The sequence below is a fragment of the Corynebacterium sp. UD i78 genome (assembly GCF_056280545.1).
Window position 1 is genome coordinate 2,373,044 of record NZ_JBWCED010000001.1, and the last position, 18,387, is coordinate 2,391,430.

Sequence of the window (18,387 nt, forward strand, 5' to 3'; positions counted from 1 at the left end):
GTTCTCACTCCTTCCGGTGGTGTTGACGGGTACTGACGAGCTCAGCGATCAGGGCGCTGAGCAGCTCCGCGTGGGTGTCCGGCACCATGTGCCGGGCGCCCTGGATGATGTGGACGTGGGTGCCGGGGACACGCTCGGCGATCCGGTACGACATCTCCGGGGTCGACCCCGGGTCCTCCGATCCGGTCACGGCGAGCACCGGCACGGTGATGCGGTGTAACTCGGGGGCCAGTTCGGCGTCCCCGGTGGCGAAGACCCGGTAGACGTGCAGGTAGGAGGGCACGTCATTGGCCAGCAGGATGCGCCGGGTGCGGTCCCGCAGGGCCGGGGCGCCGGGAATGCCGGCATCGTCCGGGAACCAGCGGTCCACCGCACGTTCGGCCCCGAGGGCGAAGTCGATCCCGGCGGTCTCGAGGCGTCCCGCGACGGCGGCAGCCTCCTCCTCATTCCGGTCACACACCGAGTTCACACAGGTGAGAGTGAGGACGCGGTCCGGGTGGTACACCGCGACGTACTGCGCGATGAGGGCACCGACGGAGAAACCGACGAGGTGCACGGGCCCGGCCGGCATCCGGTCAAGCACGTCCGCCGCCAGGTCGCCGAGGCTGACCCCGTGGGTCAGTGGCGGCCGGGCGCCGTGACCGGGCAGGTCGAGCGCGACGACGTCACTGTCCGGGAGTGCATGGCCGAGTTCGGCGGACACGGCGTCCCAGATCGTGCGGTCGAGTCCCACCCCGTGCAGCAGGACAACTGATGCGGCGCCCACGGCAGGTTCCTACTTCTCCGCCGCGTTGAAGGACGCCAGGCGCTCCTGCGGGCGACCGGACGCCGTGCCGCCGAGGGCGATGACGATCTCGTCGGCGTGCGGGGCGTCCGCCACCCGGCACTCCACCGTCTGGTGGTGGGAGCGGACGGTGGCGTCCGTGAAGTGCTTCAGCGGCATGTCGAAGGGGGCGCCGGAGACGCCGCGCTTCTCGACGGCGGGCAGCAGGGTCGAGGCGTTGGCGGCGTCCCGGAAGTGATTGCCGAACTTCAGGGTGTGGATGAGCGCGGAGCCGTGCTCGATCTCGCCGTCGGTGCCGACGATCGCGGCCTTGCCGAAAGCCTCCAGCGGGCCACCGAGGGCCTCCATGACGCGCGGGGCGAGTAGGGCTCCCAGGTCAGAGGCGGTGGCGTCGATGCCGGGGGTGAGATCCTCGACGAAACCCTGGCCGGCCCACGGGTTCCTGATGACTGCGGCGACGACGACCACGCGCTTGGCGGGGCTGACCTCGCGTCCGCCCTCGGTGAAGATTTCGTCGACGGTGGTGGTGAGCTTGCGGAGTTCAAGAGCCATCAGATTCTGCCTTTCAGGATGTCGGTGGTGACGGGGATGTCGGTCGTGCGGTCCCCGATGCGGGGGAAGGGACGCGGTCCGGTGGACGCCGCGGCGATGACACAGATCTCGTCGGCGTGCGGGGCGTCCGCCAGGGAGACGTCGATGGTCTGGTAGTGGTCCCGGTTGGCTGCATGGGTCTTGTGCCACATCGGGACGTGGACATTCGTGCCTGGTTCGGTACGGCCGTCGGTGAAACAGATGATCGAGGTGCCTTCGAGCATCTCCCGGAGGAGATTGCCGAAGTACGGGGTGTGGATCAGCGCGCCGGCGTGCTCCAGCTCGCCGTCCGTACCGACCAGCGCCGCCTTGCCGAAGGCCTCGATGTTGCCGGCGCCGCCGAGGGTCTCGAGAAGACGGTCGGCCAGCAGCTTGGCGATCACCGGGGCGATCTCCCGGGTCGCGTCATTGAGGTCGGTGTCGGGGCCGGTGGAGGCCCCGTCAACGATCCACGGGTTCTTCACCACGGCGATCGCCGCGGCCTTGTGGACCGGGGTGGCGAGGACCGCACCGGCCTCGGCGACGACCTCCTCGGTCACGAGAGTGACCCGGCGGACGCCGAGGGCGGCACCGAGCTCCTCGAAAGTGGTGGGTGTACTCACTGCTGCTCCTCTGTTTCTGCTGTGTCTGCTGTGTCTGCTGTGTCTTCTGTGTCTTCTGCGGCTTCTGTGTTCCCGAAGGTCCGGTACAGCGCCGCCCGACTGGACGCGTGCACGTGGTCACGCATCGCCATCTCGGCGCCGTAGGGATCTTTCTGCCGGATCGCCTCCAGCACCTTGTGATGCTCCCGGTCGGACTCGGTGAGCCGTTTCGGGTCTGCGACGGTGCGCTCGACCAGCCGCTGGTAGGCCAGCTGGTTCATCAGCCAGGTGTAGGTCTCGGAGAGTTTCGAGTTGTCCGCACCACGGATCAACGTCCAGTGGAACTCGGCGACCAGTTCGGCGTACCGGGCGGAATCGCCGTGGGCCGCGGCGGCGTCCGACTCATCGACGTTGCGCTGGAGGGCATCGAGTTCCGGGATGCTGCCGCGACGGGCCATGAGGGACGCCGCGAGCCCCTCGAGACTCTCCTTGATCTGGAACATCTCGACGATCTCCCGGCGCGAGGGCTCGTGGACGAAGGTGCCGACGCGGGGACGGATGTGGACCAGTCCCTCCATCTGCAGGACTTTGAAGGCCTCGCGGACCGGGGTGCGGCTGACGTTGAACTCCTCGGCCAGCGCGGTCTCGGGGATGAGCTCCCCGGGGGCGAGCTCACCGGAGATGATGCGGGACCTGATCAGTTCGATCAGAGGGGTTCCCGGGGCATTTTCAGTGGCTGTATGTTGCATACAAGCGACTGTGCCATGGACTGCCGGCGCACGCAAGGGTCCGCGGGCATGTTTTTCACCGGGGGTAACCATCTTCCACCCCTCGCCCTGTTTCCGGGAGATGACGCAGATTGTTACATCTACATGCTGGCTTAGCACTTCCATGGGAGTTTCCCCGTTACGCTGACGTGCCCCGTCGGAGCTCCGCGACCGGGAGGTGGCGTCCTTCCGGAAAAGTTCTGTCTCCCCCATTGACGTGACCACGCTCACTGTCTACCGTGTCTTGAATACAAGAGACGACGTCCTGTTGCATGCAACGCCAGCACAGGCAGCCAACCGAAAGAGGTGCATATGACCAACTCCCTGAAGACGTCCATCACGAACGCCTGGGACGCCGCCTGGAACAAAGGTGACGTCACCGTCTTCGACCAACTCACCGCGCAGAACTACCAGCGTCGCAGCACCCGCTCCACGTCCACCACCGGGCTCGACGCCATCAAGCGCGACATCCTCGCCATCCGCGACGCCTTCCCCGACCTCACCACCACCGTCGACCACATCGTCATCGACGGTGACGAGCGCGACTGCAAGGCCGCGGTCTACTGGCACTCCACCGGCACCTTCACCGAACCCTTCGGCGACGTGCCGCCGACCGGGACGAAGGTCGTCACCCACGGTTCCAACCTGCTCACCTTCGACGCCGGCCGTATCGCCCTCGAGGAAGCCACCTGGGACACCTCCGCCCTGCTCGCCGACCTCGGCCTGAAGTCGCTGGGCTCCGCCTTCGACCAGGACACCGACGCCGTCTGGGACAACCTCGACGGCGAGCCGACCAAGGAAGCACTCAAGGCCTTCAACCGGCAGTTCATCACCGGTGTCACCGTCGTCACCACCATGGACGACGAGGGTAAGCCCCGTGGCCTGGCCGTGAACTCCTACAACTCGGTCTCCCTGGAGCCGCCGCTGGTGATGGTCTGCATCCAGAAGACGTCCTCGACCTACGCCTCCCTGTTCGGCGCCACCCACATGGGCATCAACATTCTCGGCTGCAACCAGCGCGACACCCTGCGCACCTTCGCCTCCAAGGGCACCGACAAGTTCGCCGAGCTGGAGTGGCACCGGGGGCCGAACGGCTCGCCGCTGCTCGACGGCTCCTCCGCCTCTGTCGAGGTCGAGATCAAGGAACGGTTCCAGGCTCTGACCCACACCATCTTCGTGGGCCGCGTCCGCACTTCCGAGTCCACCGACAACGACCCGATCATCTACAAGGCCGGGCAGTTCTTCGAGAGCCACGAGCTGACCCCGCTGGACTAGGTCCTCGCACCCCCTGCCCGTCTTTTTCCGACCCCACTTCTCCTGAACCAGACAGGACACGAACACCATGAACGATGACAACCGGGATAGTCAGCGGACGCACGTCCGCAGGTATCCGGTCGATGCCCTGCGGAGAGCCACCACACAGTCCTCCGTCGGCCTCTACCCGCATGACCTCCACCCCGGGTTGGTCCCCGGTATCTCCGTCGAGGAGCAGCGGAACCGGTTCGGACTGAACAAGGTCGTCTTCGGCATCACCGCTGCCCTGATCGTCGCCTTCATCACCTGGGGCGTGATCAGCCCGGCCTCGGTGGGGACTGTCTCCTCCGCGATGTTCAACTGGGCGTTGAAGAACCTCGGGTGGCTACTGAACCTCACCATGCTGCTCGGCGTCATCGTCATGGCGTACCTGGCATTCTCCCGGTTCGGACGCATCAAGCTCGGCAAGGACGACGAAACCCCGGAGTTCTCACGCTTCGCCTGGGTGGCGATGATGTTCGGTGCCGGTATCGGTGTCGGCATCTTCTTCTTCGGTCCGTCCGAGCCGCTGTCCTACTTCATCTCCCCGCCACCTGAGACCGTGGACGCGGAGACCCCGGCGGCCCTCCACCGCGCCATGGCACAGTCCCACTACCACTGGGGACTGTTCATCTGGGGCCTCTACGCCATGGTCGGAGGTGCGCTGGCCTACAGCTCCTACCGCCGGGGACGCGTCACCCTGATCAGCTCCGTATTCCGGTCCCTCTTCGGGCAGCGGCAGACTGAGGGAGTGCCCGGACGACTCGTCGACATGATGGCGATCATCGCCACCCTCTTCGGCACCGCCGCGACCCTCGGCCTGTCCGCCGTGCAGATCGGTGAAGGAGTGAAGATCGTCTCGGGTGCGTCCGAGGTCACCAACACCGTCCTCATCCTGATCATCTCCATCCTCACCCTGTGTTTCATCATCAGTGCCGTCTCCGGCGTCTCCCGTGGCATCCGCTACCTGTCGAACATCAACATCACCCTGACCCTCGGCCTGGTGCTGTTCGTCTTCATCCTCGGCCCCACCCTGTTCCTGCTGAACCTCGTGCCCGCCGGCATCGCGTCCTACCTCGGCAACATGATGGACATGGTCAGTCGTGGACTGTCCTGGGGTGATGAAACCGTCGAATTCCAGTCCATCTGGACCGCCTTCTACTGGGCTTGGTGGATCGCCTGGACGCCCTTCGTCGGCATGTTCATCGCCCGCATCTCCCGCGGCCGGACCATACGCGAGTTCGCTGTCGTCACCACACTGGCCCCGACCTTCATCCTGATCCTGGCCTTCACCGTCTTCGGTGGCACCGCCATCACCTTCCACCGGGAGGGTAAGGAAGGATTCGACGGGTCGGCATCCTCCGAGAATGTCCTGTTCTCGCTGTTCGACAACCTTCCACTGGGCGCGATCACCCCGTTCCTCCTGATGTTCGTACTCGCGGTCTTCTTCATCACCTCGGCGGACTCCGCCTCCGTGGTCATGGGAACACTGTCGGAGCGGGGTAACCCCGAACCTCGGAAGATCATCGTGGTCTTCTGGGGCCTGTGCATGATGGGCATCGCCGTGGTGATGCTCCTGGTCGGCGGCGAGACTGCCCTGACTGGCCTGCAGAATCTCACGATCCTGGTGGCAATGCCTTTCTCACTGGTACTCATCGGTATAGCCGTCGCCTTCATCAAGGATCTCAGGACGGATCCTGCAGCGATCCGCAACGACTATGCCAAGACCGCTATCCAGAATGCGGTGGTCAAGGGCCTCGAGGAGCACGGCGACGACTTCGAGTTGTCGGTGGCCCCGGCAGTCAACGGACGCAGCGCAGGTGCACACTTCGACTCCACCGCCGAACAGGTCACCGCCTGGTACCGACGCACCGATGCTGATGGCAACGAGATCGAGTTCGACTACGAATCCAAGACCTGGAGCGACAGCCCGGTACCGGAGACTGATATCGACGTCACCGGTCAGAACGTCATCGACGCCACCGAGAAGAACGGAGGGGCCGGGGACACTGACAAGCCGCAATAGCCTGACCTCCCGTCACCCCATGCAGGTTTACGTCCCGCCAGGCCGGTCTGAGCCCGTCAGATCAGCCTCACGGGACGTGAACCTGCATCGCCTACCTGCCTGCCACGCTCACGCCCGGAGCAACAGCGGAATCCCCGCCCGCGGCCTCACCCCGTCACCTTAGTGCGCAGCAGCCGGTACTGCGGGGTGCACAGTGCGGCCAGCGACAGCAGGACGCACAGCACACCACCGGCAACGAAGACCAGGGCGATACCGCGTGATTCACCGGTGCCGACGAGCCAGGACCAGGTGTCCCGCCCGGCGTCGGTCTCCATGTAGGGGATCACCCACAGTTCCGCGAGCGGGGCGACGAGCAGACCGGTCACCGGTGCCGTCGCCGCCTCGAAGGTGTTCGCGAAGCCGAAGACGCGGCCCTGTTTCCGGTACGGGACGACCTGCTGGATGACGGTCTGCTCCGCCGCCTCGACCGCAGGGATCAGGGCCATCGACAGCCACGAACCGAGGAGGAACAGCCAGCCGGCGTCGCGGATCGTGAACAGGGCGCCGACCACACCGACCGCGGCGGCGCACAGCAGCATGGTGCGCACCGGATTGCGCCCCAGGCCCTTCGCCGCGACGAGTCCGCCGCCGACGAAGAGACCGGTGGCGGCCACGGCGAAGCCGATACCCCAGCCCCGCACACCGAACAGCTCGATGCCGTAGGGGTCCATCAGTGCCAACGTCACCCCGCCGAAGAGGTTGTTCAGCGTGGTGAAGAGAATGAGGGCGAGCAGCCCGGGTACGGCGATGACCGCGGCCCAGCCGCCGCGCAGGTCGACCAGACCGGTGGGGGACGCGTCACTGTCGGCGCTGTCGTCACCACCGGTATCTTCTGCACTGCCCGCCGCGTCCTCCCTGACCGTGAGGGACGCGAGGTGGAGCAGCACCGGGATGAGGATGCCGGTACCGATGACCATGGTCCAGCCCATGCCGAGATAGCCGACGGACAGCCCACTGAACACGCTGGTGACCAGCATCGACAGTCCCTGGACAGTGCCGACCATGCCGTTGGCGTTGGCGCGTCGTTCCTCCGGGACGAGAAGGGTGACCGTGGTGGACAGGGCGATGCCGCGGAGCTGCTCGACGACCGCGCCGGCGAGCATGATCGCCGTGAACAACCAGAACCACGGCTGGGTGATGTCGGACAGGCGGTCGGCCCCGGCGACGGCGAAGAACCCCAGGTCAATGAGGAACATGCCGAGGGCGAAGACCGTGGCCCAGACCATCACGGCTTTCTTGTCGAACCGGTCGACGAGCGTGCCGAAGAGCATGCTGCACACCGAGACGAACAGCATGTAGGCGGCGCCGACGGCGCCGGAGGCGATGACATTTCGGGTCTCGGCGTAGATCCAGAAGGTCAGGCCGAACCAGAGGAAGCTCGTGGCGAGGTTGGCCACGGCGGTGTTGACGAGGATGTGGACGAAGGTACGCATACCGGTGTAAGGGGTTGTGCGCGCGGATCTGCGCGGAGTTGTACGGGGCATTCTGCTCTCCGGTGGAGCGCGGGGGGCAGGGCAGCGCTGAGGGTGGGGACCAAGGGCCGCCCGACGTCCCCGCAGATGTGCGGTGGACCGTCGGACAGCGGAGGGAACGGGAGTGGCCTCGACCGTTCTCCGCTGTCAGCGGAGGGTGCGGAGCTTCAGGAAAGCGGTGCCGGTGTACATGGGTGGAGACATTAGCAGGACGCGGGCCCCCGGTGCACCCCTGGCCGGAGGTGGTTACTGTACCGTACATACCATTCCTGCACTGGACAGCCTTGCCTTTGCTAGGCTGCCCTTCATGCACACTCTCTCCGATCACGACCGTCAGCAGCACATCAACGCTGCCGTCGAGGCGCTGAAGGCACGCATGACCCGTCGATTCATCGACGTCGACGAGGCATTCGCCCAGCTCGCCTCCGAACTCCACTGGCAGACCGACCAGGCGGCCTGGGGCCTGCGCCGCGCCCGTCGTCAGCTCCGCGCCGCCCGCTAGAGGACGCGTCAGCTGTCGAAGCCCATCTTCAGGGCGTCCATCACCTTGAGGAACGGCCCCCGGCGTCCCTCATTCTCGTCGGCCTTGATCAGGGCCTTCGTCATCATCTGGACACCCAGCCACGCGGCAGGCTCCGGTGGGAAGGGCTTCGGCATCTTCCGCACCATCTCCAGCTCCGTGAGCTCGGTCTTCTCACCACTGAGCAGGTCCAGCATCACCCGGCCGGCGAAGCGCGAGGCACCCACGCCCAGCCCGGTGAACCCGGCGGTGTACGCCACCTTCCCGCCGTAGCCGGTGGTGAAGAAGGGGAAGAAGCGCGAGCAGGTGTCGATCGCACCGCCCCACTTGTGGCTGAAGACCACTCCCCCGTCGACGCCTTCCGGCGCATCACCGTCGAGCTGCGGGAACATCGCGTAGAACTGCCCGGCCAGGGTCTCGAAGGTCGCCGGACGCTGGTCGTACTTCGGGAGCACCTTCTTGCCGAAGTGGTAGACGGCGTCCCATCCGCCCCAGAGGATGCGGTTGTCGGCGGTGAGCCGGAAGTAGTGGAACCGGTTGGTCACGTCATCAAGTCCCTCCCGGTGACGCCACCCCACCGCGTCCAGCTGCGCATCGGTCAGCGGCTCGGTCATCAGGGCGTAGTCGTACACCGGCACGGTGTGTAGCACGGTCTTCTTCAACAGCGTCGGGAAGACATTCGTCGCCAGCGCCACCGTCGGCGCGGTGACCGAACCCTGGTCGGTGTCCACGACCATCCCGGCCAGTTCCTCGCGCAGGTCACGCACCATGGAGTGCTCGTGGATGACCACGCCTTTCCCGAGCAGGACGCGCTTGAGCTCCCAGCACAGCTTCGCCGGGTGGATCATCGCGTTGTTCCGCTCGTCGAGCAGACCGCCGAGGACGCCGGCAGCGTGCACGTGGTCCTGTACCTCCCCGGCATCCAGCCAGCGGAAGCCGTTGTCCGGGTCGTGGGCGGCCTTCAGGTCCTTGACCTGCCATTCCTCGAAGGCCAGCGAGAGTTCGCCGGTGCGCTCGAACTCGCAGTCCAGGCCGAGCCGTTCCACGGTCGCCTCGATGGCGTCGAGGTTCTCCAGGCCGAGTTCGGTGAGCCGTCCATTCTCGCCGGGCAGGTGGTGGTCGCCGTTCTCCTCACCGTGGGTGAGGCTGGCGGAGCAGAAGCCGCCGTTGCGTCCGGACGCCGCCCAGCCGATCTCGGTGCCCTCGAGAAGCACGATGCGGCGGGGCGTGCCGGCGGCCTCATCGTCCTCCACCGCCTGCAGCGCGGTCCACAGTCCGGTGAACCCGCCGCCGACGATGACCAGGTCGGCGTCCTCATGGCCGCGCAGCGCGGGCTCCGGGGCCGACCGGTCGGAGGTGTCCAGCCAGAACGGGGTGGTCGAGGCGTCCTTGAGGGCGCCGATGATGTTGAGGGATCCCATGGGTCAGCTTCCTGCCATTGTCTTGACGATGCCGGACGCGGATTCGCCGGTCTTCTTCAGTACCAGTCCGACCAGTGCCAGGGCGACGAGCGTGAGCACCAGCATGATCGTCGACATCGCGGCGACCTCCGGGCGCAACGCCACGCGCACCGCGGCGAAGATGTACACCGGCCACGGAGTGTAGCCCGGTTGCTGGACGAAACTGGAGAGGATGGTGTTGTCGAGGCTGAGGGTGAAGGCCATCAGCGCACCCGCCATCACGCCGGGGGCGGCGATCGGCAGGGTGATGTCCTTGAACCGGTGCCAGGCGTTCGCCCCGAGGTCCGCACCGGCCTCCTCCAGGGATTTGTCGACGGTGCCCATCCGGGCGCGGATGATGAAGGTCACCACAGCCAGGGAGAACATCGCATGGCTGATGACCAGGCGGACCATGCCGTTGTTCACCGGGCTGATGCCCCAGTCCACACCGAGGGTGACGAACCACGGGAGGAAGGAGATACCGTGGTGGAGTGATGGTCGGCGCTGGCCAGCTGGATCGGGCGGTCGACACCGACCTCGGCGCACAGGGCGTCGAGTTGGGCGGCGGTGGGGGCTCCGCCCGGGAAGTCCGACATGGACCAGCCGCCACCGGTGAGCCAGATGGTGCTGTCGAGGTCGGTGGCGGCGTCGATGATGCGGCGGGGCCCGGCGTCTGCATCGGTCCCCGGGGCGGGTCCCACCGAGGTGAGGACGCCGTCGGTGACGGTGAGGCTGTCGGCGTCCAGCACCGCATGGCCGTCGAAGATGACGGCGTTGACGATGGTGAAGCTGTCGCCTGGGACGTTCACGGGATCTCCTCGTCGGTCGGGGTCGGAGGGCGGGGCAGTGGGGCAGATCAGTGACGTACATCACGAATGACGTTCGTTTTAAGACACCGTACGTTGTTCATCCCTCGAACGGAACACCTGAAACCACTATTTAACGACCAAGTAACAACTGAAACCACACTCAGAGACACCGCCGTCCACGAATTCAGTAGAATCTGCGGATGAGCAGAGGAGGACACCCATGACCGAACTGGACCCCACGTCCAAACAGATCATCGAGCTGCTGCAGCAGGACGGACGCCGCTCGTACGCCGACATCGCCCGCTCCGTCGGACTGTCCGAGGGCGCCGCCCGGCAACGTGTCTCCCGGCTCATCGACTCAGGTGTGATGCAGATCGTCGCCGTCACCGACCCCGGCCAGCTCGGGTTTCTGCGGCAGGCGATGATCGGCGTCCGCACCACCGGCCCTGTCAGCCCGGTCGCCGACGCCCTCGCCGAGCTGTCCGCAGCGTCCTACGTCGTTGTGACGGCCGGCGTCTACGACCTCCTCGTGGAGGTCGTCTGCGCCGACGACCGCGAACTGCTCGACCTGGTCGACACGATCCGCGCCACGCCCGGCGTCCGCGAGACCGAGACCATGACCTACCTCGACATCAGGAACGAAACCTACAACTGGGGAACACGATGACACCACCGACCACCACACCAACGACCACACAGGACAGTCTCCGCGACCACCTGTGGATGCACATGGCCAGCCACCGGCACCTCTACGAGGGCGGGACCACACCCGTCATCACCCGCGGTGAGGGCCACCACATCTACGACGACGCCGGCCGCGAGTACATCGACGGACTCGCCGGACTGTTCGTCGTCCAGGTCGGCCACGGGCGCGAGGAGATCGCACAGACCGCCTACGAACAGTCGAAGAAGCTCGGCTTCATGCCGCTGTGGTCCTACGCCCACGAACCGGCCGTGCAGCTGGCGGAACGGCTCGCCGGCTACGCCCCCGGCGACCTCAACCGCGTCTTCTTCACCTCCGGTGGCGGCGACTCGGTGGAGTCCGCCTTCAAGCTGGCGAAGAACTTCTTCAAACTGCAGGGAAAGCCCGGCAAGCACAAGGTCATCTCCCGTGCCGTCGCCTACCACGGCACCCCGCACGGCGCGCTGACCATCACCAGCCTGCCCGGGCTGCGCAACCAGTTCGAGCCGCTGGTTCCCGGCGCGCTGAAGGTGCCGAACACCAACTTCTACCGGGCGGACGCCCGCTTCGACGGCGACGAGAAGGCCTTCGGACGCTGGGCCGCCGACCGGATCGAGGAGGCGATCCTCTTCGAGGGGGCGGACTCCGTCGCCGCCGTCTTCCTCGAGCCGGTGCAGAACGCCGGCGGCTGTTTCCCGCCGCCGCCCGGCTACTTCGAGCGGGTCCGGGAGATCTGTGATGAGCACGACGTGCTGCTGGTCTCCGATGAGACGATCTGCGCCTTCGGACGCGTCGGCTCGATGTTCGCCTGCGACGACTTCGGCTACGTGCCGGACATCATCACCTGCGCCAAGGGCTTGACCAGCGGGTACGCACCGCTGGGCGCGATGATCGCGTCCGACCGCCTCTTCGAGCCCTTCGGACGCGACGGCGAGACCTTCGGCCACGGCTACACCTTCGGCGGGCACCCCGTGGCCTGTGCCGTGGCGATGACCAACCTCGACATCTTCGAGCGGGAGGGACTCAATGACCGGGTCCACACGAATGCGCCGGCGTTCCGGTCCACCCTGGAGAAGCTGTCCGACCTGGACATCGTCGGTGACGTGCGCGGCGAGGGCTACTTCTACGGCATCGAGCTGGTGAAGGACAAGGCCACGAAGAAGAGCTTCACCGACGAGGAATCGGAGCGCATCCTCAAGGGGTTCGTCACCGGCAAGCTCTGGGAGGAGGGGCTGTACTGCCGGGCCGACGACCGCGGCGACCCCGTCATCCAGCTGTCTCCCCCGCTGACCTGTGGCCAATCGGAGTTCGAGGAGATGGAGGCGATCCTGCGCTCGGTGCTGGGTCAGGCGCAGGAGCTGCTGTAGGGGTTCGGTGGGGTCGGCGTCCTGCCTGCGTCGCCGCGGCGTCCCCCGGGAAAGAGGATGTCCGCAGCACGCAGGCTGAGGTCGCTGGCGAGGGGGTCAGACCGACCTCACGCTGCGTGATGCCGACATAGGGGTCAGCGTGTCACCGTCAGGGGAAGGGCAGCTCAGGCATGGGCGGCATTTCCGGGAGGTTCAGATCAGGCAGGTCCGGCAGCTGAAGGTCGGGCAGCCCCGGGATGCCGGGGGCGGGGGAAGGCGACGGGGAAGGCGCGGACGGCTGGAACGCGTCCACCACATCGCCGGTCAGCTGTGCGGCCGGCCCGTTCGTCTGGGCGGCCACCGAGAAGTCCGCACCGTAGGACGCCGAAGCGGTGAACGAGGTCTGGTCGTCCGACCAGCCCCACTTCGTGCCGATGACACCGGGCAGCACGGCGGTGCCGTAGTCCTGGCGCATCCCGTCGGCCGCCACCGGGGAGGCGCTGGCCAGGGCCGCGAGCACCGGGGAGCCCGGATCCTGACGCTTCTTCGCCTCCAGGTAGGTCACCGAATCGGCGGTGGAGGTGGTGGAATCGCCCCAGTAGCCGGGATCGTGGGTGTCGTTGAGGCCGTAGGCGTTCGCGGTCGTGGAGATCGACTGCGGGTACTTCGCGTAGAGCCGGGACGCGATGCCGTCATCCGAGGTCTGCAGCATGCGGGTGGCGTCCGCCTGGTCGGCCGGGGTGCCGTGGGCGAAGACGTAGTCGGCGATGTAGAGCTTGACGATCGACAGTGCCGGCCGGGACTCGTGCTGGTTGGCCGTGCCGGCGCGGAAACCGGTCCCCGTGTGCTCGACGGTGATCTGGGTCCGGGCGGGGGCGACGATGTGTCCGCCATCGTCCTGGCGCGGTGCGGGGGCGGCGGTGGCCGCCGGCGCGAGAGCGATGACGGTGGACGCGCCGAGGATGCCGAGGCTGCCGAGAGTGAGGGACGGACGTCGGGTGGTACGTGGTGCAGTCATTGTTTCAGCGTATCGCGGTCGGTGGTGCTGCGCTGCCGGACAGGTACCGGTCCGGGGCGCTTCTGTGTCAGGAGGATTAAATGCTGCGTGTCCGGGAGATTACATTCCGAATCAAACACGCTCCGACCTGCGCAGTTCCCTGGCTGAAGGCAAAACCTTGATCCAGTCATCTGATTACATGTTGGACCGATAGCGAATCGACTCCATAGGTTGTGAAGCACGACACAACCAAGGAGGCATCATGGCTCTGACGATCTGGCCCGGCCAAAAATCCGCCACCGCATCCGGCGCCGTCGGACGCGGAACCGGTGACGAGCCCCCTAAACCGCGTGTGCAGCTTTCCGCCGGTGTGATCTTCATCGTCGCCGCCATCCTCGCGGTCGGCACCATCTTCCTCGACGCACCCATCGAAATGTCGATGTTCTTCGCAATGGTGGCGCTGATGCTGATTCTCGCCGTCCGCGGCTTCAACTTCGACGAGATCCAGGACGCGGCCTTCAACTCCATGCGGACCGTCCTGGAGCTCGTGATGATCCTGCTCTCCGTGGGTATGCTCATCAGCACCTGGGCCCAGGCGGGCACCATCCCAGTGATCATCCGGTTCGGTCTGGAGACGATCAACCCGACCTGGTTCTACGTCACCGCGCTCCTGCTCTGCTCGATCACCTCCCTCGTCACCGGCACCTCCTGGGGCACGATGGGCTCCGTCGGTGTCGCACTGATGGCCGTCGGCGGTGCCCTCGACCTGCCGGCCGGGCTCACCGCCGGCGCGATCATCAGTGGCGCCTATTTCGGCGACAAGATGTCTCCGCTGTCCGACAGCACCAACCTTTCCGCCGCGATCACCGGCGTGCCACTGTTCTCCCACATCCGGTACCTGCTGATCACCACGGTCCCCGCCTACATCTGCACCGTGGTCCTGTTCACGGTGCTGGGGTTCGTCGTCGACCACAACGACAACACCGGCGATTCGATCGACACCATCGTCGACGGCATCAACCGAAGCTTCGACACCGGCTGGTTCTCACTGCTCCCGGTCCTGGTCACCGTGGCGATGCTGATCTTCCGCGTTCCCCCGTTCATCTCCATCTTCGCCGGCGCGGTAGGCGCGATGTGCGTCTCGATGACGACGCAGGGTGCGACTGTCGAGGACGTCATCGCTGTCCTGCACTCCGGATTCGTCCTCGATTCCGGTACCCCGGACATCGACGGCCTGATCTCCGGCGGTGGGCTTCTGTCCATGGCAGGTCTGGCGATGCTCTTCCTCTTCGCGGTCGGCACCTCGGGCCTGCTGAACAAGGGCGGATTCGTCGGCGTCATCATCGAGAAGTTCCTGCGCTTCGCCAACACCCGGCGTCGGCTGATGTCGCTGACTTCCCCGGTCGTCTTCACCTCGGTCGGACTCGGGGCGTCCTTCTCCTTCGCTGCGGTGATGGCCGGAACGCTCCTGCTGCCCGGGTACAGGAAGCTCGGGCTCGACCCCCGGAATCTCGGCCGCACCATCGAGGATTCCGGCACCGTCTACGATCCCTTCTTCCCCTGGTCCAGTGGCGGCATCTTCGCCGCCGGTGCGCTCGGCGTCGCGACGTTGGACTACATGCCCTTCCTCTTCTTCGCCTTCTTCTCGACCGGATTCGGACTGCTGGTGGCGCTGACCCAGTTCACCGTCGCCACCGTCCCGGACGAGGACGAGGAAGCTGACGGAAAGACCGGCGGAGAGACCACCGCCACGGGCGGGAGCCTCGCCGCCGAACCCGGGCCTGACACCCACGACACCCGCTGCTCCCACGACACCGAACTCCAGAAAGCAGGACAGAAATGACCGAGAACACCACACACACCGCCGTCGTCACCGGCGCTGCGAGCGGAATGGGCCGCGCGACCACTGAGCTCCTCCTCGACCATGGTTGGACCGTGATCGCCCTGGACCTCAACGAACTGGACTACAGCGCAGATGCGCTCCTGCCGGCCGCGGTTGACATCACCGACCGGGACGCGGTGGAAACGGCTCTCGCCGACGCCCTGCACGACAGCGGCCGTATCGACCTCGTCGCCAACATCGCCGGTGTCTTCCCGCCGTCGACGCTCGACACCTTCACCGAGAAGCTCTACCGGCTGACCTTCGACGTGAATGTGCTGGGCACGCTGAACGTCATCGCTGCGTCCCGCCCGTACCTCGGGAAGGGGTCGGCAGTGGTGAACTTCGCTTCGGTCGACGCCTTCACCGTCTCCCCCGGGCAGCTGATCTACGGTGCGACAAAGGCCGCGGTGGTGATGCTCACCAAGGAGCTGGCCCTGGAGCTCGCCCCCTCGGGAATCCGGGTCAATGCGATCGCCCCGGGCTGGGTGGACACCCCCGGCAATGCGGCGACGGGTCGTATGGCGGAGGCGGCGAAGTCCGTGCCCCTGGGGCGGGTGGCGCAGCCGGTGGAGATCGCCCGGTGGGTGGAGATGATCGGCGGAGAGGACGCCGCCTTCCTCTCCGGGGAGACTATCGTGCTCTCCGGGGCGGACGTCATGCGGTAACCGTCACGGAGCATCCGGGGGGATCTCCGACAGCCGGTCGAGGATGATGCGCTGCACCGCGAGCGCACCGGGGCTCAGGACAGCGTTCCGGCGCCGGATGAAGGCGAAGTTCTCGCGCATCACGGGCTCGAGCGGGGTCCAGTGGAGCCGGTGCGCGACCCCGGCGACGTCGGCCAACGGATAGGGGGAGATGGTGTCACCCACTCCGTCCGCCGCGAGTTCGAGGGCTGTCAGCGGCGACACCTCGATGTCCACCCGTATCTTCAGCCCCTGCTGCTGGGCGATCTCCATGAGGCGTCGGCGGGTCGGGTCGGAATCACCCCACTGCACCTCCGGCATGATGAGTGAAGCGTCCACGATGTCACGGACGGTCTTCGGGGCGGCGTCCTCCGGGGGTGTGGAGGAACAGTGGTAGACCTGGGGTGACCAGGCGACCGGTTCGGCCTCCAGGCCCGAGTCGTCGACCGGGAGCGCGACGATCGCCGCCTCCAGGCGCCCTTCCCGGACCTCGTCAGCGACCTGGACGGAATTGTCGCCGATGAGGCGCAGGCCTACGTCCGGGAACTCTTCACGGAACCGCTCGACGAGGATCCGGTGGAAGAGATGACGGGCCGTGCTGAAGGACCCGAAACTGACGGTGCCGCCGGTGAGTTCCCGGATCGGAGTGACCGAGTCGACCGCGGCCGCGGCGGTCGCGAGGACCTCCTCAGCGTGGGGGACGAGGGTACGGGCGGCGTCCGTGAGGATCAGGGTGCGGTTCGTGCGGATGAACAGGGGGACACCGAGCGTCCGTTCCATCCGTCTGATCTGCTCGGACAGGCTGGGCTGGGCGATGTAGTTCGCTTCGGCGGCGGCCGAGAGAGAGCCGTGCTCCACCGCAGCCAGGAAGTAGGCGAACTGCTGGAGGGTGATACCCGGGGACGGGCGGGGATGCGTCATGGCACCTCTCTGCTCAAGGTTTTAGCTCGAACTGCTGAAGTAACAAAGGTCTTCCCTTATCTTAGGTGGTCGCCGAGCATGGGAGTAGCCCCACCACACAACCTCAGGAGGAACGACCATGGGACGCTTTGCCATCATCGGAGCCGGCGCCGCCGGACTCTCGGCCACCAGACTGCTGCTCGACGCCGGACATGACGTCTCCACGTTCGAGGCCTCCGACGTCCCCGGCGGACACTGGAACACCGACTACGACGCCCTGCACCTCATCACCGCCCGGGACCAGACCCACTTCCCGGACTTCCCGATGCCCGCCGACTACCCGCACTTCCCGAGCCGTGACCAGGTCACCGCATACATCCACTCCTACGCGGACGCCTTCGACCTGCACCGTGTCATCAGCTACGACACCACGGTGATCTCGGCGTCCCCACTGGAGGCACCGGACGGTGACCCGGTCGGCTCCGCCGGCTGGTCCGTGGTGACCTCCCGCGGCGACGAGGGCGTCTTCGACGGCGTCCTCGTCGCCAACGGGCACCTCTGGGACGCCAAGGTACCGCCGGTCTCCGGGTCCTTCACCGGCTACCAGGTCCACACCAGCCGGTACCGCAACACCGAAGAACTGGAAGGACGCCGCGTCCTCGTCGTCGGTGTGGGTAACTCCGGCTGTGACATGGCGGTGGACGTCGCCCAGCACCGGCTGGAATGCGACATCGTCGTACGACACGGAGTGCAGTTCCAGCCGAAGATGTACTTCGGCATCCCGCGGTCCATGGTCCCCTTCCTCGGCGACTTCACCCCCGACGAGCAGGACCTGATCAACCGGCTCATGGCACGGGTCTCCATCGGCGAGAACAGTGCCTACCCGGGCCTTCCGATGCCCGAGGCACACACCCTCGCGGACGGGCCGACCACCGTCAACGACCTGCTGCTCTACTGGATCCAGCACGGGCGCATCGGCGTGCGGCCGGCGATCGAGCGGATCGAGGGGAAGACCGTCACGTTCGCAGACGGCATGTCGAAGGAGTACGACTCCATCATCTGGGCCACCGGCTTCCGCACGTCCCTGCCGTTCCTGGATTCAGGACTGCTGCGGCAGGAGAACGGGGCGCCGGTACGCTACGCCGGCGGGATCCTGCCCGAGGGCGTGGAGAACCTCTATTTCGTCGGACTCATCGCACCGCGTGGTCCGCAGATCCCGGTGTACGGCGAGCAGACCACACGGATCCTGCGGATGATCGCGCTGCACGAGGGAGCCGGTGACACCCCGCTACCGCTGACCTCCTACTTCCAGAAGGTGCAGGAACCCGAGACGAAGATCGACGTGGTCCGCAACCTGTGGAACGACGCGATGGCGGACACGGACGCCCACCTCCGGTCGCTGGAGGCGCTGGACCCGATGACGGTGTAGCAGGCATCCCCGCAGTGCGGTGAGGACGGCCGGCCCTCCGACCGTGACTCGATGCGCTGCCGTCTTCACGGGGTGCTCACCTGTTCCTGCGGGTGTTCCGGCAGAGCTTCCAGGGAACTGACGGGGTATCCGTAACATCCCGTAGTG

General features: G+C 66.4%; 18 protein-coding genes. 8 read left to right on the plus strand and 10 right to left on the minus strand.

Annotation, left to right across the window (positions count from 1 at the left end; genetic code table 11):
• Window positions 1-4: 4 nt before the first annotated feature.
• Genes ACZ9GM_RS11160 through ACZ9GM_RS11175 form a run of 4 tightly spaced genes read right to left on the minus strand, consistent with a single transcriptional unit; the run spans window position 5 to window position 2,705 of the window.
• On the minus strand, window positions 5-766 hold the full coding sequence (locus ACZ9GM_RS11160; protein WP_291474509.1) for an alpha/beta fold hydrolase: 762 nt from the start codon (window positions 764-766) through the stop codon (window positions 5-7).
• A gap of 9 nt (window positions 767-775) precedes the next feature.
• A complete protein-coding gene (locus tag ACZ9GM_RS11165; protein WP_476037851.1) occupies window positions 776-1,336 on the minus strand; it encodes an amino acid synthesis family protein in 561 nt (186 codons plus the stop codon).
• On the minus strand, window positions 1,336-1,977 hold the full coding sequence (locus ACZ9GM_RS11170) for an amino acid synthesis family protein (protein WP_476037852.1): 642 nt from the start codon (window positions 1,975-1,977) through the stop codon (window positions 1,336-1,338). The genes ACZ9GM_RS11165 and ACZ9GM_RS11170 overlap by 1 nt, the downstream gene beginning before the upstream one ends.
• Window positions 1,974-2,705: a GntR family transcriptional regulator gene (locus ACZ9GM_RS11175; RefSeq protein ID WP_476037853.1), complete on the minus strand. Its 732-nt coding sequence runs from the start codon at window positions 2,703-2,705 to the stop codon at window positions 1,974-1,976. Before ACZ9GM_RS11175 ends, ACZ9GM_RS11170 begins: the two co-directional genes overlap by 4 nt.
• A 330-nt stretch (window positions 2,706-3,035) precedes the next feature.
• On the opposite strand from ACZ9GM_RS11175, the gene ACZ9GM_RS11180 reads away from it, so the two are divergent.
• Together ACZ9GM_RS11180 and ACZ9GM_RS11185 are read left to right on the plus strand one after the other, a co-directional pair.
• A complete protein-coding gene (locus ACZ9GM_RS11180) occupies window positions 3,036-3,998 on the plus strand; it encodes a flavin reductase (protein ID WP_476037854.1) in 963 nt (320 codons plus the stop codon).
• Between the two features lie 67 nt (window positions 3,999-4,065).
• Window positions 4,066-6,042: a BCCT family transporter gene (locus ACZ9GM_RS11185; protein ID WP_476037855.1), complete on the plus strand. Its 1,977-nt coding sequence runs from the start codon at window positions 4,066-4,068 to the stop codon at window positions 6,040-6,042.
• Window positions 6,043-6,188: 146 nt separating this feature from the next.
• Here ACZ9GM_RS11185 and ACZ9GM_RS11190 read toward each other — a convergent pair whose 3' ends face one another.
• Window positions 6,189-7,514: an MFS transporter gene (locus tag ACZ9GM_RS11190; RefSeq protein WP_476037856.1), complete on the minus strand. Its 1,326-nt coding sequence runs from the start codon at window positions 7,512-7,514 to the stop codon at window positions 6,189-6,191.
• A 346-nt stretch (window positions 7,515-7,860) separates the two neighbouring features.
• Here ACZ9GM_RS11190 and ACZ9GM_RS11195 point away from each other — a divergent pair, with 346 nt between their 5' ends.
• A complete protein-coding gene (locus ACZ9GM_RS11195; protein WP_291474516.1) occupies window positions 7,861-8,055 on the plus strand; it encodes a hypothetical protein in 195 nt (64 codons plus the stop codon).
• 8 nt (window positions 8,056-8,063) lie between these two features.
• Here ACZ9GM_RS11195 and ACZ9GM_RS11200 read toward each other — a convergent pair whose 3' ends face one another.
• From ACZ9GM_RS11200 to ACZ9GM_RS11210, 3 genes are read right to left on the minus strand one after another with little or no spacing between them, the layout of a single operon-like run.
• Window positions 8,064-9,494, minus strand: a complete 1,431-nt coding sequence (locus tag ACZ9GM_RS11200; protein ID WP_291474517.1) for an NAD(P)/FAD-dependent oxidoreductase — start codon at window positions 9,492-9,494, stop codon at window positions 8,064-8,066.
• 3 nt (window positions 9,495-9,497) lie between these two features.
• Window positions 9,498-9,959, minus strand: coding sequence for an ABC transporter permease (locus tag ACZ9GM_RS11205; protein WP_291474518.1), 462 nt, complete (start codon window positions 9,957-9,959; stop codon window positions 9,498-9,500).
• The gene (locus ACZ9GM_RS11210; RefSeq protein ID WP_476037857.1) at window positions 9,935-10,321 is read right to left on the minus strand and encodes a hypothetical protein; all 387 of its coding nucleotides are present in this window, start codon (window positions 10,319-10,321) and stop codon (window positions 9,935-9,937) included. Before ACZ9GM_RS11210 ends, ACZ9GM_RS11205 begins: the two co-directional genes overlap by 25 nt.
• Window positions 10,322-10,541: 220 nt before the next feature.
• Between ACZ9GM_RS11210 and ACZ9GM_RS11215 the strand changes: the two genes are divergently transcribed.
• Entirely contained in the window at window positions 10,542-10,988 is a 447-nt protein-coding gene (locus tag ACZ9GM_RS11215) for an Lrp/AsnC family transcriptional regulator (RefSeq protein ID WP_291474520.1), read from the plus strand.
• Entirely contained in the window at window positions 10,985-12,370 is a 1,386-nt protein-coding gene (locus ACZ9GM_RS11220; protein WP_476037858.1) for an aspartate aminotransferase family protein, read from the plus strand. Before ACZ9GM_RS11215 ends, ACZ9GM_RS11220 begins: the two co-directional genes overlap by 4 nt.
• 148 nt (window positions 12,371-12,518) lie before the next feature.
• Here ACZ9GM_RS11220 and ACZ9GM_RS11225 read toward each other — a convergent pair whose 3' ends face one another.
• Window positions 12,519-13,367: a hypothetical protein gene (locus tag ACZ9GM_RS11225; protein WP_476037859.1), complete on the minus strand. Its 849-nt coding sequence runs from the start codon at window positions 13,365-13,367 to the stop codon at window positions 12,519-12,521.
• Between the two features lie 241 nt (window positions 13,368-13,608).
• Between ACZ9GM_RS11225 and nhaC the strand changes: the two genes are divergently transcribed.
• Window positions 13,609-15,189 carry a Na+/H+ antiporter NhaC gene (nhaC, locus tag ACZ9GM_RS11230; protein ID WP_476037860.1) on the plus strand — a complete coding sequence of 527 codons (1,581 nt, stop codon included), beginning with the start codon at window positions 13,609-13,611 and terminating at the stop codon, window positions 15,187-15,189.
• A complete protein-coding gene (locus ACZ9GM_RS11235) occupies window positions 15,186-15,893 on the plus strand; it encodes an SDR family NAD(P)-dependent oxidoreductase (protein WP_291474524.1) in 708 nt (235 codons plus the stop codon). Before nhaC ends, ACZ9GM_RS11235 begins: the two co-directional genes overlap by 4 nt.
• A gap of 3 nt (window positions 15,894-15,896) precedes the next feature.
• On the opposite strand, the gene ACZ9GM_RS11240 is transcribed toward ACZ9GM_RS11235, so the two are convergent.
• Entirely contained in the window at window positions 15,897-16,832 is a 936-nt protein-coding gene (locus ACZ9GM_RS11240; protein WP_291474525.1) for a LysR family transcriptional regulator, read from the minus strand.
• A 118-nt stretch (window positions 16,833-16,950) separates the two neighbouring features.
• Between ACZ9GM_RS11240 and ACZ9GM_RS11245 the strand changes: the two genes are divergently transcribed.
• The gene (locus ACZ9GM_RS11245) at window positions 16,951-18,240 is read left to right on the plus strand and encodes a flavin-containing monooxygenase (RefSeq protein WP_476037861.1); all 1,290 of its coding nucleotides are present in this window, start codon (window positions 16,951-16,953) and stop codon (window positions 18,238-18,240) included.
• The last annotated feature ends 147 nt before the right edge of the window (window positions 18,241-18,387 follow it).

Excerpts from the sequence above, each read along its gene's own strand:
- ACZ9GM_RS11225 (WP_476037859.1), bottom strand. The coding sequence starts at position 13,367 with ATGACTGCACCACGTACCACCCGACGTCCGTCCCTCACTCTCGGCAGC.
- ACZ9GM_RS11195 (WP_291474516.1), top strand. The coding sequence starts at position 7,861 with ATGCACACTCTCTCCGATCACGACCGTCAGCAGCACATCAACGCTGCC.
- ACZ9GM_RS11235 (WP_291474524.1), top strand. The coding sequence starts at position 15,186 with ATGACCGAGAACACCACACACACCGCCGTCGTCACCGGCGCTGCGAGC.
- ACZ9GM_RS11220 (WP_476037858.1), top strand. The coding sequence starts at position 10,985 with ATGACACCACCGACCACCACACCAACGACCACACAGGACAGTCTCCGC.
- ACZ9GM_RS11200 (WP_291474517.1), bottom strand. The coding sequence starts at position 9,494 with ATGGGATCCCTCAACATCATCGGCGCCCTCAAGGACGCCTCGACCACC.
- ACZ9GM_RS11180 (WP_476037854.1), top strand. The coding sequence starts at position 3,036 with ATGACCAACTCCCTGAAGACGTCCATCACGAACGCCTGGGACGCCGCC.
- nhaC (WP_476037860.1), top strand. The coding sequence starts at position 13,609 with ATGGCTCTGACGATCTGGCCCGGCCAAAAATCCGCCACCGCATCCGGC.
- ACZ9GM_RS11185 (WP_476037855.1), top strand. The coding sequence starts at position 4,066 with ATGAACGATGACAACCGGGATAGTCAGCGGACGCACGTCCGCAGGTAT.
- ACZ9GM_RS11215 (WP_291474520.1), top strand. The coding sequence starts at position 10,542 with ATGACCGAACTGGACCCCACGTCCAAACAGATCATCGAGCTGCTGCAG.
- ACZ9GM_RS11190 (WP_476037856.1), bottom strand. The coding sequence starts at position 7,514 with ATGCGTACCTTCGTCCACATCCTCGTCAACACCGCCGTGGCCAACCTC.
- ACZ9GM_RS11240 (WP_291474525.1), bottom strand. The coding sequence starts at position 16,832 with ATGACGCATCCCCGCCCGTCCCCGGGTATCACCCTCCAGCAGTTCGCC.
- ACZ9GM_RS11175 (WP_476037853.1), bottom strand. The coding sequence starts at position 2,705 with ATGCAACATACAGCCACTGAAAATGCCCCGGGAACCCCTCTGATCGAA.
- ACZ9GM_RS11165 (WP_476037851.1), bottom strand. The coding sequence starts at position 1,336 with ATGGCTCTTGAACTCCGCAAGCTCACCACCACCGTCGACGAAATCTTC.
- ACZ9GM_RS11245 (WP_476037861.1), top strand. The coding sequence starts at position 16,951 with ATGGGACGCTTTGCCATCATCGGAGCCGGCGCCGCCGGACTCTCGGCC.